Source organism: Phenylobacterium sp., assembly GCF_004799395.1.
Taxonomy (GTDB): Bacteria; Pseudomonadota; Alphaproteobacteria; order Caulobacterales; family Caulobacteraceae; genus Phenylobacterium.
In genome coordinates, this window is the sequence record NZ_SSMZ01000040.1 from 1 (window position 1) to 23,298 (window position 23,298).

26 protein-coding genes, 1 pseudogene and 1 riboswitch are annotated in these 23,298 nt (G+C 69.3%); of the genes and pseudogenes, 15 read left to right on the forward strand and 12 right to left on the reverse strand.

The features are described from left to right. On the forward strand, positions 1-646 hold a 646-nt coding region (locus E8A12_RS02810), incomplete at its 5' end, for an alpha/beta hydrolase domain-containing protein (protein ID WP_293366237.1). Between the two features lie 15 nt (positions 647-661). Here the strand turns inward: E8A12_RS02810 and E8A12_RS02815 are convergent. The 4 genes from E8A12_RS02815 to thrB all read right to left on the reverse strand — a co-directional run bounded on the left by E8A12_RS02815 (position 662) and on the right by thrB (position 4,067). Beyond that, positions 662-2,020: a cytochrome P450 gene (locus E8A12_RS02815; protein WP_363211435.1), complete on the reverse strand. Its 1,359-nt coding sequence runs from the start codon at positions 2,018-2,020 to the stop codon at positions 662-664. Positions 2,021-2,104: 84 nt separating this feature from the next. Further along, positions 2,105-2,581, reverse strand: coding sequence for a MarR family transcriptional regulator (locus tag E8A12_RS02820; protein ID WP_293366239.1), 477 nt, complete (start codon positions 2,579-2,581; stop codon positions 2,105-2,107). Between the two features lie 71 nt (positions 2,582-2,652). Further along, positions 2,653-3,105, reverse strand: coding sequence for a ribonuclease HI (rnhA, locus tag E8A12_RS02825; RefSeq protein ID WP_293366240.1), 453 nt, complete (start codon positions 3,103-3,105; stop codon positions 2,653-2,655). Next, entirely contained in the window at positions 3,102-4,067 is a 966-nt protein-coding gene (gene thrB, locus E8A12_RS02830; protein ID WP_293366241.1) for a homoserine kinase, read from the reverse strand. The genes rnhA and thrB overlap by 4 nt, the downstream gene beginning before the upstream one ends. A 112-nt stretch (positions 4,068-4,179) precedes the next feature. Between thrB and E8A12_RS02835 the strand changes: the two genes are divergently transcribed. After that, entirely contained in the window at positions 4,180-4,587 is a 408-nt protein-coding gene (locus E8A12_RS02835; RefSeq protein WP_293366242.1) for a cupin domain-containing protein, read from the forward strand. Between the two features lie 61 nt (positions 4,588-4,648). Further along, a complete protein-coding gene (locus E8A12_RS02840; RefSeq protein ID WP_293366243.1) occupies positions 4,649-5,533 on the forward strand; it encodes a GDSL-type esterase/lipase family protein in 885 nt (294 codons plus the stop codon). 21 nt (positions 5,534-5,554) lie between these two features. Here E8A12_RS02840 and E8A12_RS02845 read toward each other — a convergent pair whose 3' ends face one another. Next, positions 5,555-6,400, reverse strand: coding sequence for a helix-turn-helix transcriptional regulator (locus E8A12_RS02845; protein WP_293366244.1), 846 nt, complete (start codon positions 6,398-6,400; stop codon positions 5,555-5,557). A gap of 152 nt (positions 6,401-6,552) precedes the next feature. Between E8A12_RS02845 and E8A12_RS02850 the strand changes: the two genes are divergently transcribed. The 4 genes from E8A12_RS02850 to E8A12_RS02865 all read left to right on the forward strand — a co-directional run bounded on the left by E8A12_RS02850 (position 6,553) and on the right by E8A12_RS02865 (position 9,692). Further along, positions 6,553-7,395: an SDR family oxidoreductase gene (locus E8A12_RS02850; protein WP_293366245.1), complete on the forward strand. Its 843-nt coding sequence runs from the start codon at positions 6,553-6,555 to the stop codon at positions 7,393-7,395. A gap of 124 nt (positions 7,396-7,519) precedes the next feature. Continuing rightward, positions 7,520-8,863: an FAD-dependent monooxygenase gene (locus E8A12_RS02855; protein ID WP_293366246.1), complete on the forward strand. Its 1,344-nt coding sequence runs from the start codon at positions 7,520-7,522 to the stop codon at positions 8,861-8,863. Between the two features lie 110 nt (positions 8,864-8,973). After that, entirely contained in the window at positions 8,974-9,291 is a 318-nt protein-coding gene (locus E8A12_RS02860; RefSeq protein ID WP_293366247.1) for an autorepressor SdpR family transcription factor, read from the forward strand. Then, positions 9,291-9,692 carry a hypothetical protein gene (locus tag E8A12_RS02865; RefSeq protein WP_293366248.1) on the forward strand — a complete coding sequence of 134 codons (402 nt, stop codon included), beginning with the start codon at positions 9,291-9,293 and terminating at the stop codon, positions 9,690-9,692. Before E8A12_RS02860 ends, E8A12_RS02865 begins: the two co-directional genes overlap by 1 nt. Positions 9,693-9,705: 13 nt before the next feature. Here E8A12_RS02865 and ispH read toward each other — a convergent pair whose 3' ends face one another. Continuing rightward, positions 9,706-10,659: a 4-hydroxy-3-methylbut-2-enyl diphosphate reductase gene (gene ispH, locus E8A12_RS02870; protein WP_293366249.1), complete on the reverse strand. Its 954-nt coding sequence runs from the start codon at positions 10,657-10,659 to the stop codon at positions 9,706-9,708. A gap of 124 nt (positions 10,660-10,783) precedes the next feature. On the opposite strand from ispH, the gene E8A12_RS02875 reads away from it, so the two are divergent. Together E8A12_RS02875 and argS are read left to right on the forward strand one after the other, a co-directional pair. Beyond that, positions 10,784-11,524 carry a Tat pathway signal sequence domain protein gene (locus tag E8A12_RS02875; protein ID WP_293366250.1) on the forward strand — a complete coding sequence of 247 codons (741 nt, stop codon included), beginning with the start codon at positions 10,784-10,786 and terminating at the stop codon, positions 11,522-11,524. Continuing rightward, positions 11,521-13,293, forward strand: a complete 1,773-nt coding sequence (gene argS, locus E8A12_RS02880) for an arginine--tRNA ligase (protein WP_293366251.1) — start codon at positions 11,521-11,523, stop codon at positions 13,291-13,293. The genes E8A12_RS02875 and argS overlap by 4 nt, the downstream gene beginning before the upstream one ends. Before the next feature lie 43 nt (positions 13,294-13,336). Here argS and E8A12_RS02885 read toward each other — a convergent pair whose 3' ends face one another. The 3 genes from E8A12_RS02885 to E8A12_RS02895 form a co-directional block, all read right to left on the reverse strand. After that, positions 13,337-13,720, reverse strand: coding sequence for a hypothetical protein (locus E8A12_RS02885; protein WP_293366252.1), 384 nt, complete (start codon positions 13,718-13,720; stop codon positions 13,337-13,339). 78 nt (positions 13,721-13,798) lie between these two features. Continuing rightward, positions 13,799-14,725 (reverse strand): TraB/GumN family protein, encoded by a 927-nt coding sequence (locus E8A12_RS02890; RefSeq protein ID WP_293366253.1) that lies wholly within the window; start codon positions 14,723-14,725, stop codon positions 13,799-13,801. 138 nt (positions 14,726-14,863) lie between these two features. Next, complete coding sequence (locus E8A12_RS02895) at positions 14,864-15,163, reverse strand: hypothetical protein (RefSeq protein WP_293366254.1); 300 nt, start codon at positions 15,161-15,163, stop codon at positions 14,864-14,866. 218 nt (positions 15,164-15,381) lie between these two features. Between E8A12_RS02895 and E8A12_RS02900 the strand changes: the two genes are divergently transcribed. Together E8A12_RS02900 and E8A12_RS02905 are read left to right on the forward strand one after the other, a co-directional pair. After that, positions 15,382-16,431 (forward strand): N(4)-(beta-N-acetylglucosaminyl)-L-asparaginase, encoded by a 1,050-nt coding sequence (locus E8A12_RS02900; protein WP_293366255.1) that lies wholly within the window; start codon positions 15,382-15,384, stop codon positions 16,429-16,431. Continuing rightward, on the forward strand, positions 16,428-17,174 hold the full coding sequence (locus E8A12_RS02905; RefSeq protein ID WP_293366256.1) for a copper homeostasis protein CutC: 747 nt from the start codon (positions 16,428-16,430) through the stop codon (positions 17,172-17,174). The genes E8A12_RS02900 and E8A12_RS02905 overlap by 4 nt, the downstream gene beginning before the upstream one ends. A 2-nt stretch (positions 17,175-17,176) precedes the next feature. Here E8A12_RS02905 and E8A12_RS02910 read toward each other — a convergent pair whose 3' ends face one another. From E8A12_RS02910 to E8A12_RS02920, 3 genes are all read right to left on the reverse strand, one after another. Further along, the gene (locus E8A12_RS02910; RefSeq protein WP_293366257.1) at positions 17,177-17,911 is read right to left on the reverse strand and encodes a PEPxxWA-CTERM sorting domain-containing protein; all 735 of its coding nucleotides are present in this window, start codon (positions 17,909-17,911) and stop codon (positions 17,177-17,179) included. A 199-nt stretch (positions 17,912-18,110) separates the two neighbouring features. Then, positions 18,111-18,536, reverse strand: coding sequence for a YciI family protein (locus E8A12_RS02915; protein ID WP_293366258.1), 426 nt, complete (start codon positions 18,534-18,536; stop codon positions 18,111-18,113). After that, entirely contained in the window at positions 18,505-18,891 is a 387-nt protein-coding gene (locus tag E8A12_RS02920; protein ID WP_293366259.1) for a hypothetical protein, read from the reverse strand. Before E8A12_RS02920 ends, E8A12_RS02915 begins: the two co-directional genes overlap by 32 nt. A 420-nt stretch (positions 18,892-19,311) precedes the next feature. After that, positions 19,312-19,418, forward strand: a riboswitch (glycine riboswitch). Between the two features lie 175 nt (positions 19,419-19,593). Between E8A12_RS02920 and gcvT the strand changes: the two genes are divergently transcribed. From gcvT to E8A12_RS02940, 4 genes and pseudogenes are all read left to right on the forward strand, one after another. Next, positions 19,594-20,733: a glycine cleavage system aminomethyltransferase GcvT gene (gcvT, locus tag E8A12_RS02925; RefSeq protein WP_293366260.1), complete on the forward strand. Its 1,140-nt coding sequence runs from the start codon at positions 19,594-19,596 to the stop codon at positions 20,731-20,733. A gap of 135 nt (positions 20,734-20,868) precedes the next feature. Next, complete coding sequence (gcvH, locus tag E8A12_RS02930; protein ID WP_293366261.1) at positions 20,869-21,234, forward strand: glycine cleavage system protein GcvH; 366 nt, start codon at positions 20,869-20,871, stop codon at positions 21,232-21,234. Between the two features lie 107 nt (positions 21,235-21,341). Next, complete coding sequence (gcvPA, locus tag E8A12_RS02935) at positions 21,342-22,676, forward strand: aminomethyl-transferring glycine dehydrogenase subunit GcvPA (RefSeq protein WP_293366262.1); 1,335 nt, start codon at positions 21,342-21,344, stop codon at positions 22,674-22,676. Beyond that, a pseudogene (locus tag E8A12_RS02940) lies at positions 22,676-23,298 on the forward strand (aminomethyl-transferring glycine dehydrogenase subunit GcvPB); the annotation flags it as partial. The gene gcvPA and the pseudogene E8A12_RS02940, both read left to right, overlap by 1 nt.

The following is a 23,298-nucleotide window of genomic DNA, read 5'->3' on the forward strand; positions in this document are numbered from 1 at the left end:
CGACCTGATCGGCTCCGGCCTCTCCGGCTTCTGGGCGGCGCAACAGCCGGACAGCGACAAGCTCCGCATCTGGGAGATGCCGGGCACGTCGCACGTGGACAACTACATGTTCTTCGTCGGCGGCTTCGACAATGGCGCAGCCCCGATGGACAAGATCGCCGCCCTCTGGAAGCCAACCGACGCGCTCTTTGGCGCCAAGATGGCCAAGCCGATCAACTCAGGCCCCCAGCATCACTACGTCGCCATGGCCGCGCTCGCCGCGCTGGACGGCTGGGTCCGCACCGGCAAGGCCCCGCCCAAAGCGGCGCGCCTAGACCTGACGCCCGCCGCCACGGCCGGCGACGCGCCCAAGCTGGTTCTCGACGCCAACGGCAATTCCAAGGGCGGCATCCGCACCCCCTGGGTCGACGCGCCCACCGCCAAGCTCTCCGGCTCCGGCAACGCCGGCGGGCCGTTCGGCTTCCTGGTGGGATCGACCGAACCCTATGACGCCGCCACGCTCGCCAGGCTCTACCCTGGCGGCAAGGCTGACTACCTGAAGGCGTTCGACGCCTCGCTCGACCGGGCGGTCAAGGCCGGGTTCATCCTCAAGGCCGACGCCCCGGAGATCCAGGCCCTGGCCGCAGCGAACTGGCCGGGAAGCTGAAGCGGCCCCGGGGCGTCAACGCCGCGGCTTGATCCGCATTGGCATCCCGCCGCGCGGCAGGAGTTCGAAGGCCGTTCCCGGCCAGACACGATGGTTCGGGTCCACGGTGAACGTCGCGCCACGCATCAGCGTGGCGAGCATCACCACCAGTTCGGTCATGGCGAAGGCCGCGCCTAGGCACACCCGTCCGCCCGCCCCGAACGGCATGTACAGATGGCGGTCCGGCGCGGGCCGGTCCGGGGCGAACCGATCGGGATCGAAGACATCCGGGTCGCGCCACCAGCGGCGGTGGCGGTGCAGGGCGTAGATCGGAATCAGCACCTTGTCGCCGGGACGGAATACGCGGCCGCCGACCACGGCCTCGCGCACGCACACGCGATAGAGCTGGAAGGCGGGCGGATAGAGCCGCAGCGCCTCCGAGACGACCTGGCGCGTGAAGATCAGCCGCTCCACATGCTCGGGTCCGATCGAAGCCTCGCCCGCGACGGCCTCGACTTCCGCCCGCAGGCGAGCGGCGGTCGGCGCATGCTGTGACGCCAGGAACACCGACCACGTCAACGCCACCGAGCTTGTCTGGTAGCCCGCCACCATGAAGCCCAGCAGATTGTCGCGCAGGGTCGCGTCATCCATCGTGTGGCCGCTTTCGGGGTCGTGGGCCCCGAGCAGCAGATCGACAAGGTCGCCTCGCGGCTCACCCTCACGCCGATGGCGGATCATGGCGTCGACATCGCGCCGCAGGCCGGCGGCCCCCGGCGCGGGCGGAAGCGATCGGCCCTCATGCCAACGGTCGGACGCCATGTAGAAGCTGAGACGCGGCGTCAACACCTTCGAGAGAAAACCCGTGATGCGGGAGCGGAGCGAGGCCCGCTCGAAGCCCTCACCGCCGGACAGCGTGGAATCGAGGATTGCATCGAAGGTCATCCTGCCCGCCTCCTGGGCGAAATCGACCTGCGCGCCATGCGCCCAGCGGTCCAAACCCGATTGCGCCGCCTGGGCCATGAACGGCGCCAGCGCGTCCATGTGCGCCGGCCGGAAGGCCGGCGCGCTGGCGCGCCGTTGCCAGCGCCAGGCCGGTCCTTCGGAGGTGAGAATTCCCTCGCCCCATACGGGACGCATCATGCGCCGGAACATCGCGCCCTGGGTGAAGGCGTCCGCCTCATCGACGAACACGGCCCGGATCGCCGCGGGATCCATGATGAAGAGTGGCGCCGCCGGCCCCGGCGAGCGATAGCTGAGCTCCTCGAACACGGCGCGCGGCCACGCGTCTAGCGGCCGGCTCATGCCCCAACGGACCAGATGAAACAGATTGGCCTTGTGCGAGCCGGGGTGTGGCGCGGGCGGGACGAATGACAGTTCCCCAGCATCGTCGAGCATGGCGTCAACCTACGCTCGCGGCCGCCCGGTCGCCAGCCGCGCCGCCTCGACCATTCCTCACGAAGTCTGTGCGGCGATCGGCGCTTAAGCCGGCCGCAGCTCGCTCGCCGAGGCTTCCTGCATCTCACCCAGCCAGGTGCGCAGGGCCTTCAGGAACGGCAGCGCCTCGCGGAATTCCTTCTGAGTGAAACCATCGCGCAGGCGGTCCATCCGTGGACGGATGGCGATCATCGACTGGATGTAAGAGGCCCGGCCGTCGGCGGTCAGCCAGACCCGCTTCTGACGCCCGTCGGCCTGGCAGTTCTCCACTCGGATCATGTTGCGCGCGGCCAGCCGCTGCAGGGTATTCGTCAGTCCGCTCTTGGTCATCTGCAGGGCGCGGGCGATCACCAGCGGGGTGATCCCGTCGCCGCGCCGCGACAATAGGTTCATCACCTCGAACTGCGGGTAGGTGACCCCGACCGGCAGCTTCTTGGTGATCGCGGTCCGCACCAGGTGCTCGATGTAGCGGATCTCGTCGAACACCTGGACGTCGGGGTGGTCTTCGGGTTCAGCGGCCATGGCGGCCTCCAATCGTTCGAATCTGAACGAATGATACGCCCGCTACGGCTCCAGACAACTTCGATCTTGAACTATTTGCCGGCGGCCGCCAGGGTCTCTTCCATGCCCTGCCGCGCCAGCACGTCGGCGCGCTCGTTGAATTCGTGCCCGGCATGGCCCTTCACCCAGCGCCAGTCGACGTCGTGGCGCAGCCGCGCCTGATCGAGGCGCTTCCACAGGTCATCGTTTTTCACGGGTTTTTTGTCGGCGGTCAGCCAGCCGCGCTTCTTCCAGGCGTGGATCCACTCCTGGATACCCTTCATTACATACTGGCTGTCAGTGTGCAGTTCGACCTTGCACGGCTTGTTGAGCGCCTCGAGCGCCTGGATCGCGCCCATCAGCTCCATGCGGTTGTTGGTGGTCGCGAGCTCGCCGCCGCGCAGCTCCTTTTCCTTCTCCCCATAGTGCAGCACCGCACCCCAGCCGCCGGGGCCGGGATTGCCGGAGCAGGCCCCGTCCGTATGGATCACCACCTTCGGGGTCACGCCGGCGCTCCGAACAGCACCAGGTCCGGCGCGGCGCGATGCACGGCCAGCTTGCGCTCGTATTCCAGCGGGTCCTTAGGCTTCACCAGCGCCCCAGCCGGCGTCGCCCCCCAGTCGTGCAGGCGGGTCAGGAAGAACCGCATGGCCGCCCCGTGGGCGAGGATGGGCAGAGCCGATCGCTCGAGATCGGACAAGGGGCGGCGGGTCTCATATCCCGCCACCAGCTGGCGCGCGCTGGTGATGTTGAAACTGCCGTCCGGCTCAAAGCACCAGGCGTTCAGCGCGATGGCCACGTCATAGGCGAAGCTGTCAACGCAGGCGAAATAGAAGTCGATGGCGCCAGCGAATTTTCCCTTCGAGAAGAACACGTTATCCGGGAAGAAGTCGGCGTGGACGATACCTTCCGGCAAGGCCTTCGGCCATCGCGCGGCCAACAGTTCGAGATCGGACGATATCGTCGCTGCCAGACCCGGCTTCAGCTCGTCGGCCGCACCCGTGAGGCCCGAGAACATCGGCGCCCAGGCCGCCTGTCCCAGATCGTTGGCCCGGGTCAGCGGAAAGCCCTCCGCCGCCAGGTGCAACTCCGCCAGCCCCACGCCGGCTTCACGGCAGTGGGCGGCGGTGGGCCGGCGCACCGCCAGGCCCGAGAGGAACGAGACGATCGCGCAAGGCTTGCCGCGTACGGACTTCAGGATCCGCCCCTCGCGGTCGGCGATCGGCGTGGCGCTTGGAAACCCGCGGCCGGCGATCCAGCGCAGCAGCTCCAGGAAGAAGGGCAGGTCGCCGGCCCGCACCCGCCGCTCATAGATGGTCAGGAAATACCGCCCCGCCTCTGTCTCCAGCAGGAAGTTGGAGTTCTCCACTCCCTCCGCGACGCCCTTCAGGCTGAGCGCGGCCCCCAGGTCGAAGTCGGCCAGTAGCGCGGCCAGCTCCTCGTCGGTGATGTCGGTGTAGACAGCCATGGCGCCGGGATGGGCGAGGTCGCGGGAGCGGTCAAGACGTTAGACCAGCTTCGAACAAAGGCGTCTGTCGAACGCTTCACAGCCTGCCGCAGCCAACAGAGCGAAAATTGCCATGCAGTTGAAACGCGCCGGATCGCAGGCGTCCCAGAAGGGCCCCGCCGACTATTTCACCGGGACCGTCCGCATCGATCCGCTGAATAGCCCGCCGGCGCCGGCCCGCGCCACCACGGCCTACGCCACCTTCGAGCCGGGCGCGCGCAGCGCCTGGCACACCCATCCGCTCGGCCAGACCCTGATCGTCACCGCCGGCTGCGGCTGGACCCAGTGCGAGGGCGAGCCGATCGTCGAGATCCGCTCCGGCGACGTGATCTGGTGTCCGCCCGGCCACAAGCACTGGCATGGCGCGACCCCTACCACCGCCATGACCCATATCGCCGTCACCGAGGCCCTTGATGGCCGCGCGGTCGACTGGCTGGAGAAAGTCACCGACGCCGAATATCTCGCCGGCCCGCAGGTCTGAGCCATGACCCAGCGGCGCAAGCCGCCTAAGCTGGCGGACCTTCGTCAGCCGGGACTCGCCGATGCGCACGCCGACCGCCGCCGCCCTCATCGCCACGCTGGCCGCGGCTGTCGCCCTGCTCCGCCCATCTGCCGCGGCGCAAGCCCAGTCCGCCATTCCGACCGGCGTCCTCGACAGGCCCTGCGCGGCGCTGGCGCCCATGCCTGCGGAGGTCGCCGCCTACCTGGCCGAGACCGCCAGGGCCCGCGCCACCCATCAGCCGGAGCCCGCCGCGTCAGCCCAGGGCGTGGCTCTCTACAATGCCTGGCAGAACCTGCGCCTCACCCAGGACTTCGCCGGGCTCTGCCATTACGCCGACCAGAACGCCGCCCTGCCGCCGGCTAGCGGCCGCCGCGTCGTCTTCTTCGGCGATTCCATCACCGAGCTCTGGGGCCTGCTCGATCCCGGCTTCTTCACCCACGACGTGATTAACCGCGGGATCAGCGGCCAGACGACCGCCCAGATGGTCGGCCGCTTCCAGGAGGACGTAATCGCGCTGCGCCCGCGCGCCGTGGTCATCCTGGCGGGCACCAACGACATCGCCGGCAACACCGGCCCCACGACGCTGGCCTGGATCGAGGGCAACATCCGCACCCTGGTCGAAACCGCCAAGGCCAATCACGTCCGCGTCGTCCTGGCCTCGGTGCTGCCGGCCGCCCGCTACAGCTGGCGCCCCGAGGTCCAGCCCATCCCGCAGATCCGCGCGCTCAACGAATGGCTCGCCGGCTACGCCAAGTCCCAGCGCCTGACGTTCCTCGACTATCGCCCGCCGCTGGACGACGGCCACGCCGGCTTCAAGGCCGAGCTCAGCGCCGACGGCGTGCACCCCAACGCCAAGGGCTATGCGCTGATGCGCCCCCTGGCCGAACGGGCCATGCGCGAGGCCTTGAGCCGGAGGGCGCCCTGAGGCCGCACCACGACTTGCGGCCTAGGCGCCGCCGTTGGCGATCGCCATCAGTCGCGCGATCGCCTGCACGTCGGCATCGGTCACCGGCGTAAACACCACGACGCCCAGCCCGTCCGCCCCGTCGACGGAGAAGGTCGAGTATTCCAGGGTGATCACCCCCACCGGCGGACGGTTCAAGCGCTTCTGCCCCGACCAGTGGTTGTTCACGCCGTTCTCCGCCCAAAGCCGGCGGAAGTCGTCGCTGGTCGCCTGCAGCTCGGCCACCAGGGCGTCGGCTTCCGGCCGCCCGCCGGCCCGCGCCACGTCAAAGCGGAACACCTCGATGGCGAAGCGCGCATTGTCTTCCCAGTCGGGCAGACCGGCGTGCGCGAAGGCGTGGCTGAACATCAGCCGCAGCACATTGCGATCCTGCGCCGGCAGGGCCGCATAGTCTCCCAGCACCGCCACCGCCGCGGCATTCCAGGCGACCACGTCCCAGGTCGGGGTCTTGACAATGGCCGGCGCGGTGGTGAGCGCGTCCAGCACACGCTGCAGCGCCGGCGCCACCGGCGAGGACGATGTCGCCTTGAGCGGCGGCGGCCGCTGCTGGGCCAGCAGGAACATGATCTCGCGACCGGTGGCGTCCAGCTCCAGCGCGCGGACCAATCGCTCCAGCACCTCGTCGGAGGGCGCTCCGCCGCGCCCCTGCTCCAACCACGTGTACCAGGTGACGCTGACGCAGGCCCGCGCCGCCACTTCCTCGCGCCGCAAGCCCGGCGTCCGGCGCCGGCCCGTTTGGGCGCCCGGCCCTGGCGACAGCCGCGCCCGGCGGTCCCGCAGGAAGCCGCCCAAGGTCATGCCCGGACCCGGCAGGGTGTTAGTCGTCATACCCGTATAAGCCCTCGGCTTTTCTGGCCCCGACCTAGGGAGGATAGACCCCGCCGATACAGCAAGGAAATCAGCATGCGTGTTTTCGTCACTGGCGCCACGGCTTCATCGGATCGGCCACCGTCCAGGACCTGCTGGCCGCAGGCCACGAGGTGCTGGGACTCGCCCGCAACGACGCCGCCGCCAAGTCGCTGAAAAGGCTCGGCGTCCCGGTCCACCAGGGCGAACTCACCGACCTCGATAGCCTCATCGCCGGCGCCAAGGCCTGTGACGGGGTGAACCACACCGCCTTCATCCATGACTTTTCCCAGTTCATGGCCAACATCGAGACGGACCGGCTGGCGGTCACGGCGATAGTCGGCGCGCTGGAAGGCACGGGCAAACCGATGGTCATCTCTTCGGGGACGCTGATGGTGGCCAGGCCGGGGCCCTCCGGGACCGCGTACGCCCGACCCGCCACCGAATCGGACATGGCCCTGGATCCCAACAGCGGACGCGCCGCGGCCGAGACCCTGCTCGCCGCCGCCGCCGAGCGCGGCGTGCGCGGAAGCGCCATCCGCCTGTCGCCCACCGTTCATGGCGCCGGCGAAAAGGGCTTTGTGCCCATGATGATCGCCGCCGCGCGCGAGAAGGGTTTCGCGGCCTATGTGGCCGACAGCGCCAACCGTTGGCCGGCGGTGCACCGGCTGGACGCCGCGCGCCTGTTCCGACTGGCGGTGGAGAGCGCCACGCCGGGCGCGCGCCTGCATGGCGCCGCCGAGGAGGGCCTCTCCATGCGCGCCATCGCCGAGACGATCGGCGAAGGCCTGGGCGTTCCCGTTCGCAGCCTCACCCCGGAAGAGGCGCCCGAACACTTCGGCTTCCTGGCCGGCTTCGTCGGCTTCGACAATCCGACCTCCAACGCCATCACCCGCGAGACCCTGGGCTGGCGTCCAGAACAGCCGGCCCTGTTGGCCGACATGCGCGACGCCGGCTACTTCGACAAGGCGGCGTAGCCGGACGAGCGCCGCTCCGCGCAGGGGCGAATTCCCGCCTGGAAACCAGCGCCGAGTCCGGAAGTTCGCCAGACCCCGATTACCAGGCGCGCCGCATCGTGTAGGCTCCGCTCAGGGGTGCGTCATGGCTGACAAGGCTCGAAGGGTTCCGCTGGGAAAGCGCGCGGTCGTCGTCGGCGCCGGCATGGGCGGCATGATGGCGGCGGAGGTGTTGTCCCGCTATTTCGACGACGTACTGGTCCTCGACAAGGATACGCTGCCGGCGGCGGCGGAGGCACGGATGGGCGTGCCCCAAGGGCAGCATGTGCACGCTCTGGCGGTCCAGGGGCGGCGCAACCTCGAAAAGCTGTTTCCCGGCCTCACCTCGACCCTCATGGATCGGGGCGTGATGTGCACCCGGGCCGGCCTGGAGTTTCGCATTCACGACGCAGCCGGCTGGCAGCCCGCGCGCGATCTGCAGTTGCAGTTGCTCGTGATGTCGCGGCCGCTGCTCGAGACAACGGTGCGCGATTTCCTGAAGTGTAACCCGCGCGTGACGATCCGCGACGAGACGTGCGCCGAAGGCTGGACCTTCAGCGATGACACCTTGACGGGAGTCGTTGTCGACGGCGGCGAGACGATCGCGGCCGACTTCGCCATCGACGCCACCGGCCGCAGCGGCGGCTCCCTGTCGTGGCTTGAGGCGAGCGGCTTCGGTCCGGTCGAAGAGACGACGCTGGAAATCGGCACAGGCTATGCGTCGGCGATCTTCAGAAAGCCGGAGGGGTGGAACGCGAGCGTCGACTGCCTGTCCATAGCCGCCGCCGATCCGGACACGCGGGGCGGCTTCGCGTTCAGCGTCGAGAACAACTGCTGGTTCGTCAGCCTCAACGGACGATTCGATCAGCAGCCAAGCGGCGACCCGGAGAAATTCCTGGCGTTCGCGAAGAGCCTTTGCACGCCCGAGATCTACGAGTGGATCAGCCAGGCGGAGCGCATCACGCCCATCAAGGTCTACAAGGCTCCGGTCTCGCGGTGGCGGCGCTTCGACAAGCTCGACCGGCATCCCGGGGGCATCCTGCCGCTCGGCGACACCATCGCTCACGTCAATCCGCTGTTCGGCCAGGGCATGACCCTGGCCTCGACCCACGCCATGAACCTCGACGGGATTCTTGCCGAGCGCAGTGCGTCTGGCGAAGGGCTGAAAGGCGTCTCGCGTCCCTATTTTGAACGTACGAAGCTTTTCACCCAAAGCGTCTGGCGCGGGCTTGAAGGCGTCGAATTCAGCTACTCCTGCACCAAGGGCCAGCGGCCGGCTGACCTCGACAGGCGCCTCGCCTATTCACGCGGCCTGCGCAAACTCATCGAGCAGGATGCCGAGGTCCACAGGCTGCTGACCGGCGTCAGCCAGATGATCCATCCTCCAGACGTGATCATGCGACCGGATATTGTCGAGCGGGTCCTGCAGATCGTCCAGGCGCAGACCTAAGGACCGAACGCCTGGCTCCAGGCCAGCCACCGTCCTCTGACGAAATAGATGGCGTCCGCGCGGCCACAGCTTGCTTGACTTCATTTAGACATTTAGCTAAACGTCACCTCATGAACGCCGTGTTCAAAGCCCTGTCCGACCCCACCCGCCGCCACGTCCTGGAGCTTCTCCGGGAGCGGCCGATGACCGCGGGCGAACTGGCGGACCATTTCCCGGTCTCCGGCCCCACCATGTCGGCGCACTTTGCAGTGTTGCGCGGCGCCGACCTGGTCGATGTCCAGAAGGTCGGGAAGACCGTTATTTATCGACTCAAGCTGTCGGTGCTGGAAGACGCGCTGCTGGGCTTTGTCGGAGCGTTCAGCGCCGCCACGCGCTCAGCCCAGCCGGCGGACCCCGCCTCACCCGCCCCCATCAAGGGAACAAGTTGATGATCCACAGGAACCTGGCAGTCTCCCTGGCCATGGCCGGCGTCTACCTCGGCGGCGCCTTCGCGCTCAAATACGTCGAGCGGGCTGGCCTCCTGTCGCCGGAGACCAGCGACCGCGCGTTCGGAGTGTTCATCGGCCTGACGCTGGCAGTCTACGCCAATTTCCTGCCGAAGAGCCTCGGAAACTTCCGCAATCCGGCGTCGGCCTTGCGCATGGAACAGGTGCTGCGGGTCAGCGGCTGGGCCTACATGCTGGGCGGCCTGGGCTATGCGCTAACCTCCGTCCTGCCACTCCCCGATGCGGTTCCGATCGCCTTGCTCGGCACGGCGACGGCCTATGTGCTGGGCTACTCGGCCTGGGCGTTCCTGGAGCATGGGCCGGGCAAGAGCCGGCCCACCTAGAGGTTCACGTCCGCTAGGCGAGCACGCGGGGGAGCTTGAAGATCACCGTCTCGCGCTTGACGTCGATCTCTTCGATCGAGAGCTGAAAGCTCTGCGCCAGGCGGTCGATGACGCCCTGCACCAGCATTTCCGGCGCCGAGGCCCCGGCCGTGAGGCCGACGGTCTTCGCGCCCGCGAGCCAGGCCAGGTCCAGGCCGCTGGCGTCATCGATCAGATAGGCCCTGGCGCCGGCTTTGCCGGCGACCTCGGCCAGGCGCACGGAGTTGGAGGAATTGGCGCTGCCCAGCACCAGCAGGACGTCGCTGCGCGCGGCCACCACCTTGACCGCCTCCTGGCGGTTGGTGGTGGCGTAGCAGATGTCTTCCTTGTGCGGTGTGGCGATCTGCGGGAACCGGGCCTTGAGCGCCGCCACGATGTCGGCGGTGTCGTCCACCGAAAGCGTCGTCTGGGTGATGAAGGCGACGTTGGCCGGGTCGCGCGGCGTGAAGGTCTGCGCATCCTCGACGGTCTCGATCAAGGCGACGGCGCCTCGTGGCAGCTGGCCAAGGGTGCCGACGACCTCCGGGTGGCCGGCGTGGCCGATCAGCACGATCTCGCGCCCCGCGTCGAAATGGCGGCCAGCCTCGACATGCACCTTGGAGACCAGCGGGCAGGTGGCGTCGAGGTAGAGCATCCGCCGCGCCCTGGCTTCCGCCGGCACGGTCTTTGGCACGCCATGGGCGGAAAACACCACCGGTCGGTCCGGCGGGCACTCTTCCAGTTCTTCCACGAAGATAGCGCCCAGCGTTTTCAGCCGCTCGACCACGTGGCGGTTGTGGACGATCTCGTGGCGCACGTAGACCGGCGCCCCGTACTTGCTGATCGCGCGCTCGACGATCTGGATCGCACGGTCCACGCCGGCGCAGAATCCGCGCGGACTGGCCAGCAGGACGGCGAGTGGTGGGTGTTGAGGGCAAGGGTGCGACATCGCTGCTAGGGTAAGGGGTCGCGCCCGTGGCCGCCAGCCGCGTTGCCGCCACAGTCGTCAGGCTGTACTTAAGCGACAACTGGCCCGCCCCGCGCGCCGCTTTCGAAAGCCACGGACGCCCGTCATGCGCCGCTCCATCATCATTGCCTCCTGCGCCTTCCTGGTCGCGACCCCCTTTGCCGCCCATGCCCAATACGGCGGCGGCGGCGGGGGCGGGGGTCCCGGGGGCGGCGGTGGCGGCCGTGGCGGCGGCGGCGGCGGAGACCAGGGGCAGTCGGAAGACGACGCCAAGAAGAAGAAGCGCGACAAGGAATGGGGCGACTCGAAAGCCGCCCTGCCGGCGCTGAAGAACTCCGGGCCCTGCCCCTATGTGAAGACCCTCTACGACGCCAGCCGCTACGTGGAGTTCAAGGACGGGCGCGAGGCCTCGGCCAACGTGGGCTATTCCGGCGAGATCCAAGGCATCTCGGCAGGGTGCGAATACAAGGATGAAGAGCCGATCAAGGTGACCATGGACATCCTGTTCGAGCTCGGCAAAGGCCCGCAGGCGACCGCCACGACCAAGACCTACCACTACTGGATCGCCGTCACCGACCGGAACCGAGAGGTGATCACCAGGCAGATGTTCGACCTTCCGGTGACCTTCCCGGCCGGAAAGGACCGCGTCTATATGAACGACGCGATCAACAACATCCTCATCCCGCGCGGCACGCAGACCACTTCGGGCGCCAACTTCGAGATCCTGGTGGGCTTCGACGTCACGCCGCAGATGGCCGAGTTCAACCGCCTGGGCAAACGCTTCCGGGTGAACGCCACCGGCCAGACCGCCGTTGCCGCCGCCGGGGTCACCACGTCCCACCGATGAGCGACCTCAAGGGGGGCTTGAGCGAAGCGGTGGAAGCCGCCTTCGCGGGCCTTGGCCTGCCAGCTGAGCTGGGCCGGGTCACCGCCTCCGACCGCCCCGACCTCGCCGACTTCCAGTCGAACGGCGCCCTCGCCGCGGCCAAGCGCGTGGGCAAGAACCCGCGCGAGCTGGCCGCCGCGGTCGCCGAGGCCCTGGCCGGTGACGCGCGCCTGGCCTCCATCGAGATCGCCGGCCCCGGCTTCATCAACCTGAAGCTCACCGACGCGGCGTTGGGCGAACGCGCCCAGGAGATAGCAAACGATCCGCGCCTGGGCGCCGAGATGGTGGCGGAGCCGCGCCGCGTGCTGGTCGACTACGGCGGCCCCAATGTCGCCAAGCCCATGCACGTGGGCCACCTGCGCGCCTCGATCATCGGCGAATCGATCAAGCGCCTCTATCGCTTCCGCGGCGACACGGTGCTGGGCGACGCCCACTTCGGCGACTGGGGCTACCAGATGGGCCTCTTGATCGGCGCGGCCATGGACGAGAGCCCGGCGGTGCGCGACGCGGTCGAGGCGCTGAACGCCGGTGAGACCGCCGACGCCGCGGTCTTTAACGCCGTGACCCTGGCCGACCTCGACCGGCTCTATCCGGAGGCGGCCGCCAAGGGGAAGGCCGACACCGACTATCGCGACCGGGCGCGCAAGATCACCGCCGGCCTGCAGGACCGCCGCGCGGGCTACTTCGCGCTCTGGCAGCGGTTCCGCGACGTGACCCAGGTGGCCCTGGAGCGCGATTTCCACGCGCTGGGCGTCGACTTCGACCTCTGGAAGGGGGAAAGCGACGTCGAGGACCTGATCGATCCCATGGTCGCCGAGCTCGACGCCAAGGGCCTGCTGGTCGACGACCAGGGCGCCCGGATCATCCGCGTCACCCGCGAGGGCGACAAGAAGGAGCTGCCGCCTTTGCTGGTGGTCTCTTCCGAAGGCTCGGCCATGTACGGCACCACCGACCTGGCCACGATCCTCGACCGCAAGCGGAGCTTCGATCCGCATCTGGTGATCTACTGCGTCGACCAGCGTCAGGCCGACCATTTCGAGATCGTCTTCCGCGCCGCCTACCTCGCCGGCTACGCCACGGAGGGCCAGCTCAACCACGTCGGATTCGGCACCATGAATGGGACCGACGGCAAGCCCTTCAAGACCCGCGAGGGCGGCGTCCTCAAGCTCGCCGACATGATCGAGATGACGCGGACAAAGGCCCGCGAGCGGCTCCACGAGGCCGGGCTGGGCGAAAATCTATCTCCGGACGAGTTTGAGGACATCGCCGGCAAGGTGGCCGTCGCCGCGCTCAAGTTCGCCGACCTGCAGAACTTCCGCGGCACCTCCTACGTCTTCGACCTCGACCGCTTCACCAGCTTCGAGGGCAAGACCGGCCCTTACCTCCTCTACCAGGCTGTCCGCGTGAAATCGGTCCTGCGTCGCGCCGCCGAAGAAGGCGTCCAGCCGGGCCCCATCGTCGTCGCCGAACCCGCCGAGCGCGAGTTGGTCCTCACCCTCGACGCCTTCGAGACGGCGCTGGCCGAAGCCTACGACCGCCAAGCGCCCAACGCCGTGGCCGAGCACGCCTATCGGCTGAGCCAGGCCTTCTCGAAATTCTACGCCGCCTGCCCGATCCTTCAGGCCGAACCGGCGATCCGCGCCTCGCGTCTGGCGCTGGCCACGGCCACCCTGGCTCAGCTCGAACGCGCCCTCGACGTCCTCGGCATCGCCGTCCCCGAGCGGATGTAGCGCGCCGTCAGCCCGCAACCGGCCGGTGGGCGGAGAAGATCGCCTACGCCGAGGGCTCGGTCGTGCGGTTCACCTGGAAGGTCATCTGGTAGCTCGCCGCCTGCGGCAGGGTGAGGCCGAGGTCGTAGCCGCTGCCCGACCCGCTGGCGCTCGCGCCGCGCTTCAGGTTAAGCAGCGTCCCGCCGGGATACCCCGGCCCGAGCCGGCTGAGCGCCAAGTTGGCGTCGTTGATCGCCGCCCCGATCTTGGCGTCGGCGAACGCCAGGGACAGGTGATAGTCCCCCTTCACGGGCGCCGGCGTCAGGCGGTATTCGAACTTCACCCGGTCGGCCACCGTGGCGGGACCGGTCACCGGCCGCGGCGCACATCCGCCGACGGCCAGGGCCGCACAGGCCCAGGCGAGCAGCAGCCCGGTCTTCATTGACATCTGAACCCGCAAAGTAAGCTTCCCTCGGCAGTCCTGCGGCCAGACTGCGGCGTCTGTGCTTGGCGGCCTTGATCGAGATCAACGCTCCGGATCGTTCGGTCCGATGACCGTCAGTCCCCGGGCCTTCAGCGTGTCGGCCAGCCCGTCCTTGGCCAGGAGCCGCCGCAGCGACACCGTCGCCACCGAATGCCCGGGCTTGTCCAGCCCGCTCACAATGGCGTCGGCCAAATCGTCGGTGCTCTTGCGCCATAGCTCCGGCCCGCCGGCCATCAGCAAGAGGCAGCGGTCGAACCGCCGGGGCGCCTGCAAGGCCGCGCCCACGTCGCCCCGCGCCCAGCCCACCGCCGCGCGCCGATAGACCGCCGGGCCCGCTTCCGCATCGTCCAGGGCCGCCGACAGGCACTCCCCCTCCGACGCCGGCGTCAGCGAGGTCAGCGCCGTCCGCGCGAACGGCACCAGGTCGTATTCCCCCGCCGCCTTCACCGCGACGCCGCGCTTCGAGGCCTCCGCGCGCGCCTGCCGGCCAACGTCCACCGCCCCCTCCGGCCGCGTATCGCGCAGCAGGATCTGGCCGGCGACCATTGGCCGCCAATGTTCATAGGGCTCCGGCCCTTTGCCGAGCTTCTCCCGGTCGGCGACGAACCGCGTCCGCAGGGCCGGCGCGAGCCCGTCCTCCATCGGAGTCTTGGTCCTGAGCATCCCGAACAGCTTGAAGAGCCCGAAGATGTCCTCCAGCCCGGCGTGCAGCCTGGGCGCGGTGATCATCCCGTTCGCGCCCTCGAGCCGCGCGTCCAGCTCCTTGCGTCGCCACTTGATGTCCTTGGGCAGCGGCACGTCGAGCACGCCCAGGATCCAGACCGTCGACCCGTCCTTCTCCACCCGCCACCACGCCGGCGCCGGATGGCGCGACACCACCACCAGCTCCTCGACGATATTGGCCTCGGGGTCGGCGGCGGGCGTCGGCGCGGGCTGCGACGAAGCGCCTGTCGCTGTCGCTGCGAGCATCGCCGCGAGCCCGGCCGTAATCCACATGCGCCTCATGCATTCACCATCACGAGGCCATGCGGCGAAAGCGGGGCCGTGGCTTCTGTCGTCGGCGGCCAGGCGTCGGCAGGGCGACGTCTGGCCGATGTCTCTACCGGCTCAGCGCCGTGCGCAGTCGTCGAGGACGTGCTTGCGGGCCTCGCGCTCGCGGTCCGCGTCCTCGATCTTGGCGTCCCGGCACCAGTCCATGTGGACGCGGATGTCCGAGCTCCAGCGGGCGGGGTCGTCGCGCACCGCGCGGTGGCAGCGATCGTGTTCGTCGGCCGCCCTGGACTGGCGCACCGCCGCCTCGGCGTAGTTGCGGCAGAAATCGCGGTCGGCCGCACGGGCCGCGGTCGTCATGAGCGACCCGCTGAACGCGGCCCCGATAAGCAGCACTGACAAGAGACGCCTGGACATTTGATCCTCCCGATCGGTTTCCTGCCCGGGAGTGAGCGGCGATTTGGCCGCAAGGGCAAGGTTCGACGACCGGCGTTTGCGATTTCCGGCCATCGTCGAGAAGGGCGCCGCCGCGCGGGTTTTGCGCAGCCAGGCGATTTCGCGGGTTCGCCCCAGCGACGCCGCGTGCGCCGCGCGCGATCATGGTCTACCCCGCGTCCATGCTCTCGGAGTGCGCCATGTCGAAACCGCAAGCCCCCAGCCTTGACCGCCGCCAGCTGATCACCGCAGGCGCGGGCGCAGCGGCTCTCGCCGCCGGCGCGAGGGCCGAGGCCCGAACGGCGCAGGCGGCCGCGCAGCCGGTGAAGCTTTCGACCCCTTGCGTGGTCTCGACCTGGGACTTCGGGGTCGCCGCCAACGCCGCAGCCTGGGCGGTGCTGGCCAAGGGCGGGGCGGCGCTGGACGCGGTGGAGGCCGGCGCGCGGGTGCCCGAGGCCGACCTCAAGAACCACAGCGTCGGCCGCGCCGGCTATCCCGACCGCGACGGCCACGTCACCCTGGACGCCAGCATCATGGACCAGAAGGGCGACTGCGGGGCCGTGGCCGGCCTGGAGCACATCGCCCACCCGATCTCGGTGGCGCGCCGGGTGATGGAGAGGACGCCCCACGTCCTCCTGGTCGGCGACGGCGCCCTGCAGTTCGCACTGGAGCAGGGCTTCCCGCGGGAGGAGCTGCTGACGCCGGAGTCCCGCAAGGCCTGGAAGGCGTGGCTCAAAGAGAAGAAGTACAAACCCGTCGCCAACAGCGAGGTGCGCACCTACGACCGCGACCTCGGGATGCCCGGCGGCAAGAAGAACCACGACACGCTCGGCATGCTGGCGCTGGACGCGCGCGCCGACCTCTCCGGCGCCTGCACCACCAGCGGCATGGCCTGGAAGATGCGTGGTCGCGTCGGCGACAGCCCGATCATCGGGGCCGGCCTCTATGTGGACAATGACGTGGGCGCCGCCACCTCCACCGGCGTCGGCGAAGAGGTGATCCGCAACGTCGGCTCCTTCCTGGTGGTGGAGCTGATGCGCCAGGGCCGCTCGCCCCGGGACGCCTGCCGTGAGGCCGTGCAGCGCATCCTGCGCCGCAACGTCACCCGCGATCCGGACTTTCAGGTGGGCTTCCTGGCGGTCAACAAGGCCGGCGAGGCGGGCGCCTGGGCGGTGCAGAAGGGGTTCAGCTACGCCTGCTGCGACGCGACGTCCCAAACCCGCATCCTGCAGAGCGAAAGCTTCTCGTGAGCCGCCCTCGCCTGGAGATCTGCCTCGACACCCCGGCGGGCCTGGCCGCGGCGGTGGCGGGCGGCGCCGACCGCATCGAGCTGTGCTCGGCCCTGGACAGCGAGGGCCTGACGCCGGCGCCCGGGCTGATGGCCCAGGCCGGCGCCTGCGGCGTCGAGACCTTCGCCCTGATCCGCTCGCGGGCCGGTGATTTCGTGTTCGGCGACCTGGACCTGGACGCCATGCGCCGCGACATCGACGCCGCGCGCGCGGCCGGCTTGGCCGGGGTGGTGCTGGGCGCCAGCCGCCCCGATGGCCGCCTGGACGAGGCCGCACTTGGCGACCTGATCGCCCACGCCTCAGGCCTGGGCGTTGCGCTCCACCGCGCCTTCGACGTGACGCCGGACAAGGCTCAGGCGCTGGAAACCGCGATCGGCCTGGGGTTCGCGCGGATCCTGACCTCGGGCGGCCGGCCAGGCGCCCCGGAAGGCGCCGAGGTGATCGCCGACCTCGTCCAGCGGGCGGGGAGCCGCATCGTGATCATGGCCGGCGCGGGCCTGGAGCCCGGCAACGTCGCCGACTTCGTCCGCCGCACCGGCGTCAAGGAGGTGCACGCCGCCTGCCGCGCCGCACTGCCGGTGCGCCCTGGGACGGCGGAAGGGGGCGAACTCGACGCCGAGCTGGGCTTCGTCACCCCTGGCCTGCAGGACACCAGCCAGGCGCTTGTCGAAGCGATGCGGCGGGAGCTGGAAGCCCTCGGCTAGGTCTAGGCCACGGCTAGCGCGCGCCGGCGGCGCATCATGGCGCCCGCCGCGCCGAAGCCAAGGATCATCAGCGACCAGGCCGCCGGCTCCGGCACGCCGGGCGTCAGGGCGCAGGCCGGCCCCTCGCAGGGGCCGATGGCGTCCCTCGCGCCCACATTGTAGGTCAGGCCCGTGGCCGCGTCGTAGATGTCGGCGGTGAACCACCAGCCACCCGAATTGGACTCGAAGTGTTGGCCCGTGCCCAGGACGGTGACCTGGCCGCTGGCGTTGGTCTGGTAGCCGATCCCGGCGAAGGTCATCCCGGCGGCGTTGGACACCGTGAAGTCCAGCGGCCCAGCGTTGCCGTGGCCCCCGCCAGTGTGACCGGAATAGTCGATGCTGTCGTTCATCGTGCCGAAGCCGGAGATGGCGAACGACCCGTGGCCGCCGTAGCTGAACACCGACGGGCTGAAGGTGCCCACGGTCTCGGCGCCGGTCGTGTTGAAGGTGAATGGATCGTGCGGCCCGCCGGTGTTGATGAAGGTGTCGCCATGGGCCAGGGTCACCGAGATCGAGACCTCGGTCGGCGAGACGTCGGTGATGGTGACGGTTCCGAAGTCGGGGGAAATGGCGCCGGGCGTGCTGTCCTTGTATTCCAGGGCGGAGGTGAAGGTGACCGCGGCTCCGGCCGGAGCGGCCGCGATCAGCGCCAGCGTCGTTCCCGCCGTGACGGCGGCCGCCAATTTCGCGATACCCATGATCATCCCCGATAAATTCAAATAGCTCGATATCACAAATTGACGAGGGTTAAAGCGACCTCGCCTGTGAAGGGAATAGTCGTCGCCGGCGGCTGAGATCGAGGCCTGGATTCAGCAATAGCTGCCGGTTCGGCCGATGTTCTCGAACGCCTTGGCGCAGAAAAGTACAAAACACGCACGTCCTGCCCACCCGCCGGTGTCAGGCGACGCCGAGCTTGCTGCGCTCCGCGTCACGGGGCGTCGCGAGGTCCTCGGGCGTCAGATATTCGGCCAGGTCCGACACTTCGAGGAACGCGCGCAGTTCGACCCGGCTCGGGCCGGACATGGGATTGGGGCAGCGCTTGGCCCAGGCCACGGCCTCGTCCATGTCCTTGACCTCCCAGATCGAGAAGCCGGCGATCAGCTCCTTGGTCTCGGTGAACGGCCCGTCGATGACCGTGACGTCGGGACCGCCCAGGACGATGCGCTTGGCCTCCTCAGCGGGCTTGAGGCCGGCGGCGGCGACGAAGACCCCGGCCTCGACCAGTTCCTCGGTGAACCGGTCCATCGCGGCAAAGGCCTCGGCCGTGGGCGGCGCACCCATGTTGCTCTCCTCAGTGGCGATCGCGAACACCATCACCCGCATCGTCAGTCTCCTTGTTCGAGCCGGCGCTGGCTTGGCGCCTCATCGGGACGACGAACGAGCTTGTCGGAATCCGACACCGGTCCGGAATTTTACCTCCCCGCCAAGCCGCCGGAGGTCGGTTGCGGATACACTCCCGCCTAGTGGCAGGGCCCCACCAGCCGCCCTCGCTGTGGACCTTCATCGCCATGGCGCCGGTCGAGACGCCGTCGCCGCTGACGGAGAACGAGGTCGGCGAGACATTGCCGCGGAAGTGGAACTTCGCCTCGCCGTCCCGGTCATGGCAGACCGCAGTAGCGTCGAAGCCGCCGCCGGGGCTGAAACGAACGTCGGCGGGGCAGCCGAAGTCCCTCTTCATGATGCCATCCATCCCCCTTGGCCGGCTGCGTCGTAATGCATCGACGGGAGGTGATCAGCGGACGCCAGCGCATGGCGTCCATCATCGCTGGCGACATCGCCGGGCTCACCAGCATCGTCGGCTTCCGCGTTTCCTCCCACATGCCCGGTTGCATAGCCTGGGGCGCCGCGCACGCGGCCCCGGACGCCGGGAGGCCGGGAGGCCGCCGGCTAGCAGGGGCCGGGATGATTCGGCGCATCATCTTCCACCTCCGATCACTCGACCCCCGACCGGACGCCACTGATCTTGGCGCAGCCGTTTCGGCCCGCCACTGCCCTCTACCGGCAGCCGAACTTGACCGTTCGCGGGCAGGCGGCGCTGCGACACTCCCGCCGGGCTCGCCCGCCTTGACTCACCACCCCTTCTCCCGCATCCCTCCCGTCGACTCTCGCGGGAGAGATCGGGACCCTGCTGACCACCGCAGACACCCCGGAGCCGAAGGCGCAACCGCCCCGGAAACGCTCAGGCAAACGGACCGCGACGAGCTGATGCACGCTGGAAAGATCCTCCGAAGCTCGTGAGAGCCTAGGCGGACGCCGAAGGAGCAGGGGACACGCCGAACGAAGGGCGGTCCGAAATCTCTCAGGCCCAAGGACAGCGGGGGCGCGGGAAGCCAGGGATCATCTCCGGCGGATCGCCCCATCGTCAGCCGGAGTCCTCGCCGTGGCCGAACCTGTCGACGCCCCCCTTCAGACCACGCCCCTTCACGCGGCGCACATCGCGCTGGGCGCGCGCATGGTGCCCTTCGCGGGCTACGACATGCCCGTCCAGTACACCGAAGGTGTGCTGAAGGAGCACCTCTGGACGCGCGAGCACGCCGGCATCTTCGACGTCTCCCACATGGGCCAGGCGCGCCTGCGCGGCGTCGCGCCCCTGGCCGCCTTCGAGGAGGTGGTCCCCGGCGACTTCATCGGCCTCAAGCCCGGCAGGCAGAAGTACTCTGTGCTGCTCAACCGGCAGGGCGGGATCGTCGACGACCTGATGGCCGCGCGGCCGGTCAATTCCGAGGGGACCGGCGACGACGGCCTGTTCGTGGTGGTCAACGGAGCCTGCAAGGAGAACGACTTCAAGGTCATCGAGGCCGAACTCGCCGGCCAGGTCACCATCGAACGTCTCGAAACCCGCGCGCTCATCGCCCTGCAGGGCCCGGAGGCCGCGGCGGTGTTCCAGCACTATGCGCCGGAAGCGGCCTCGATGGTGTTCATGGACATCCGCCTGATGACCGCCTTCGGGGTTGACCTGATCGTCTCGCGCTCGGGCTACACCGGCGAGGACGGCTATGAGATTTCCGTGCCGGAGGAAGCCGCCGACGACGTCTGGAACAAGCTCCTGGTCGACCATCGGGTGAAGCCGATCGGTCTGGGCGCGCGCGACAGCCTTCGCCTCGAGGCCGGCCTGCCGCTCTACGGCCACGACCTGGACGAGACGGTGAGCCCGGTCGAGGCCGATCTCGCCTTCGCCATCAACAAGAACCGCCGGGAGCAGCGCGACTTCCCGGGCGCCGCGCGCATCGTCAAGGAGCTGGCCGAGGGCCCGCCCCGCCGCCGCGTGGCGCTGAAGGTCCTGGAGGGCGCCCCGGCCCGCGAAGGCGCCGAGATCGCCGACGCCTCCGGCAAGGTGATCGGCGTGGTCACCTCCGGCGGCTTCTCCCCGGTCCTCAAGTGCGGCATCGCCATCGGCTTCGTGAGCGGCGTGAACCCCGAGGTCGGCGCCCTGCTCAAGGTCATCGTCCGCGGCAAGCCGCAGGCCGCCGATGTCGTGAAGGCGCCGTTCGTTCCCCACCGCTACGTGCGGACGGCGTGACGATGGCCCGCGTCCCTTCTCCGATCATCCCCGCGAAGTCGGCGATCGACGCCGAATCCGCTTCCACCCTTCAACGCCGCTTGGATTCCCGCCTTCGCGGGAATGAGCGGGTGAATGTCTAGCTCAGGAGCTTCCATGCGCTTCACCAAGGATCACGAGTGGGTCGAGGTCGACGGCGACGTCGCCACGGTCGGCATCACCGCCTACGCCGCCGAGCAGCTCGGCGACGTGGTGTTCGTCGAGACCCCCGACGTCGGCAAGACCGTCAAGGCCGGCGACGGCTTCGCGGTGGTCGAGAGCGTCAAGGCCGCCTCGGACGTCTACGCGCCCGTGTCCGGCGAAGTGGTCGAGGCCAACGCGGCCCTCGGCGACGCACCAGAGACCGTCAACGCCGCCCCGGAAGCCGCCGGCTGGTTCGCCAAAGTCAAGCTCGCCAATCCCGCCGAGGTCGACGCCCTGATGGATCGCCACGCCTACGAAGAGTTCCTGCAGACCCTATAGACCCGCTCGTCCCCGCGAAGGCGGGGCCCCAAGCCGACTCACCGCCACGCCCAAACGCCGCTTGAATTCCCGCCTTCGCGGGAACGCCCGGGAGAAGATGGTCCTCAATGCGCTACCTGCCCCTGACCCCCGATGACCGCGCCCAGATGCTGGGCGTGATCGGGGCCGCCGATATCGACGCCCTGTTCGCTGACGTGCCGGCCGCCGCGCGCAAGGCAGCCCTCTTCGACCTGCCGACGCGGGCGAGCGAGATGGCCGTGGAGCGCGAGCTGGCGGGTCTGGCGGCCATGAACCGGCCGGCGGGCGAGGGCCCGTTCTTCTGCGGCGCCGGAGCCTATCGCCACCATGTGCCGGCGAGCGTCGACCACATCATCCAGCGCTCCGAATTCCTGACCAGCTACACGCCCTACCAGCCGGAGATCGCCCAGGGCACGCTGCAGGTGCTGTTCGAATTCCAGACCCAGGTCGCCGCGCTCACCGGCCTCGAGGTCGCCAACGCCTCGATGTACGACGGCTCCACGGCCTGCGCCGAAGCAGTGATGATGGCCCAGCGCGTGACCCGCCGGGAGAAGGCCATCCTCTCCGGCGGCCTGCACCCGCACTACGCCGCCGTTACCCAGACCATCGCCCACGCCGAAGGGATGGAGATCGTCCGCCAGGCCGCAGCCATCGACGCCGAGGCCGCGGTGATCGCCGCCATCGACGCCGAGACAGCCTGCGTCGTCGTCCAGACCCCCAACGTGTTCGGCGTCGTGACCGACGTGAGCCGGATCGCCGAGGCGGCCCACGCCGCCGGCGCCCTGATGATCGTGGTGACCACCGAGGCCGTCAGCTTCGGCCTGCTCAAATCGCCGGGCGAGATGGGCGCCGACATCGCTGTCGCCGAGGGCCAGTCGATCGGCAACGCGCTCAACTTCGGCGGCCCTTACGTCGGCCTCTTCGCCTGCCGCGAGAAGCTGGTGCGCCAGATGCCCGGCCGCCTCTGCGGCGAGACCGTCGACGCCGAGGGCCGACGCGGCTACGTGCTGACACTCTCCACCCGCGAGCAGCACATCCGCCGCGAGAAGGCGACGAGCAACATCTGCACCAACTCCGGCCTCTGCGCGCTGGCCTTCACCATCCACCTGTCGCTGCTGGGCGAAGTCGGCCTGCGCCAGATGGCGGCGATCAACCACAGCCGCGCCCGCGAACTGGCCGGCGCCCTGAAGGGGACGGTGGAGATCCTGACGCCGCGCTTCTTCAACGAGATCGCGGTGCGCGTGCCGGACGCCGCGGCGGTCGTCGAGGACCTGCTCGCCCAGGGCATCGTCGCCGGCGTGCCGTATTCGCGGCTGGCGCCCGAAGCGGGCATGGACGACGTCCTGCTGCTCGCCGCCACCGAAACCACCACGGCCGAGGATATCGCGGCCTTGGCTGCCGCCCTGAAGGGGAGGATCGGCTGATGGCCATGTCCAACGTGGGCCGCCCCACGCAACCCGGCGAAGCTGCCTCCGAAGGCTTCACCTCGCTCACCGGCGGTCGCGGCCTGCTGCAGGACGAGCCGCTGCTGTTCGAGCTCGGCGGCTGGGACAAGACCGGCGTCGACTTCGACCCGCCCGAGCACGACGCCAGCGATCTCGGTGACCTGGTGCGCACCGCGCCCATCGGCCTCGCCGGCCTCTCCGAACCGGAAACAATGCGTCACTACGTGCGCCTCAGTCAGAAGAACCACGCCATCGACCTGGCGCTCTATCCGCTCGGCTCGTGCACCATGAAGCACAACCCGCGCCTCAACGAGAAGATGGCGCGCCTTGCCGGTTTCGCCGACCTACACCCCCTGCAGCCGGTGTCGACCACCCAGGGCGCCCTGGAATTGATCGACCGCCTCGCCCACTGGCTGAAGACGCTCACCGCCATGCCGGCCGTCGCGATGACGCCCAAGGCCGGCGCCAACGGCGAGCTCTGCGGCCTGCTCTGCATCCGCGCCGCCCACGAGGCCGCCGGCCAGGGTCACCGCCGCACGGTGCTGGTGCCGACCTCGGCCCACGGCACCAACCCCGCCACCGCCGCCTTCGTCGGCTACTC

Bases quoted from the DNA above. Each gene is read 5' to 3' on its own strand.
- E8A12_RS02820 (WP_293366239.1), bottom strand. From the start codon at position 2,581: ATGGCCGCTGAACCCGAAGACCACCCCGACGTCCAGGTGTTCGACGAG.
- thrB (WP_293366241.1), bottom strand. From the start codon at position 4,067: ATGGCTGTCTACACCGACATCACCGACGAGGAGCTGGCCGCGCTACTG.
- argS (WP_293366251.1), top strand. From the start codon at position 11,521: ATGAGCGACCTCAAGGGGGGCTTGAGCGAAGCGGTGGAAGCCGCCTTC.
- E8A12_RS02865 (WP_293366248.1), top strand. From the start codon at position 9,291: ATGATCCACAGGAACCTGGCAGTCTCCCTGGCCATGGCCGGCGTCTAC.
- E8A12_RS02885 (WP_293366252.1), bottom strand. From the start codon at position 13,720: ATGTCAATGAAGACCGGGCTGCTGCTCGCCTGGGCCTGTGCGGCCCTG.
- E8A12_RS02875 (WP_293366250.1), top strand. From the start codon at position 10,784: ATGCGCCGCTCCATCATCATTGCCTCCTGCGCCTTCCTGGTCGCGACC.
- E8A12_RS02895 (WP_293366254.1), bottom strand. From the start codon at position 15,163: ATGTCCAGGCGTCTCTTGTCAGTGCTGCTTATCGGGGCCGCGTTCAGC.
- E8A12_RS02915 (WP_293366258.1), bottom strand. From the start codon at position 18,536: ATGCGGGTGATGGTGTTCGCGATCGCCACTGAGGAGAGCAACATGGGT.
- E8A12_RS02920 (WP_293366259.1), bottom strand. From the start codon at position 18,891: ATGAAGAGGGACTTCGGCTGCCCCGCCGACGTTCGTTTCAGCCCCGGC.
- ispH (WP_293366249.1), bottom strand. From the start codon at position 10,659: ATGTCGCACCCTTGCCCTCAACACCCACCACTCGCCGTCCTGCTGGCC.
- E8A12_RS02890 (WP_293366253.1), bottom strand. From the start codon at position 14,725: ATGCTCGCAGCGACAGCGACAGGCGCTTCGTCGCAGCCCGCGCCGACG.
- gcvPA (WP_293366262.1), top strand. From the start codon at position 21,342: ATGCGCTACCTGCCCCTGACCCCCGATGACCGCGCCCAGATGCTGGGC.
- E8A12_RS02835 (WP_293366242.1), top strand. From the start codon at position 4,180: ATGCAGTTGAAACGCGCCGGATCGCAGGCGTCCCAGAAGGGCCCCGCC.
- E8A12_RS02840 (WP_293366243.1), top strand. From the start codon at position 4,649: ATGCGCACGCCGACCGCCGCCGCCCTCATCGCCACGCTGGCCGCGGCT.
- E8A12_RS02855 (WP_293366246.1), top strand. From the start codon at position 7,520: ATGGCTGACAAGGCTCGAAGGGTTCCGCTGGGAAAGCGCGCGGTCGTC.
- E8A12_RS02910 (WP_293366257.1), bottom strand. From the start codon at position 17,911: ATGGGTATCGCGAAATTGGCGGCCGCCGTCACGGCGGGAACGACGCTG.
- E8A12_RS02900 (WP_293366255.1), top strand. From the start codon at position 15,382: ATGTCGAAACCGCAAGCCCCCAGCCTTGACCGCCGCCAGCTGATCACC.
- gcvH (WP_293366261.1), top strand. From the start codon at position 20,869: ATGCGCTTCACCAAGGATCACGAGTGGGTCGAGGTCGACGGCGACGTC.
- E8A12_RS02845 (WP_293366244.1), bottom strand. From the start codon at position 6,400: ATGACGACTAACACCCTGCCGGGTCCGGGCATGACCTTGGGCGGCTTC.
- E8A12_RS02815 (WP_363211435.1), bottom strand. From the start codon at position 2,020: ATGCTCGACGATGCTGGGGAACTGTCATTCGTCCCGCCCGCGCCACAC.
- E8A12_RS02860 (WP_293366247.1), top strand. From the start codon at position 8,974: ATGAACGCCGTGTTCAAAGCCCTGTCCGACCCCACCCGCCGCCACGTC.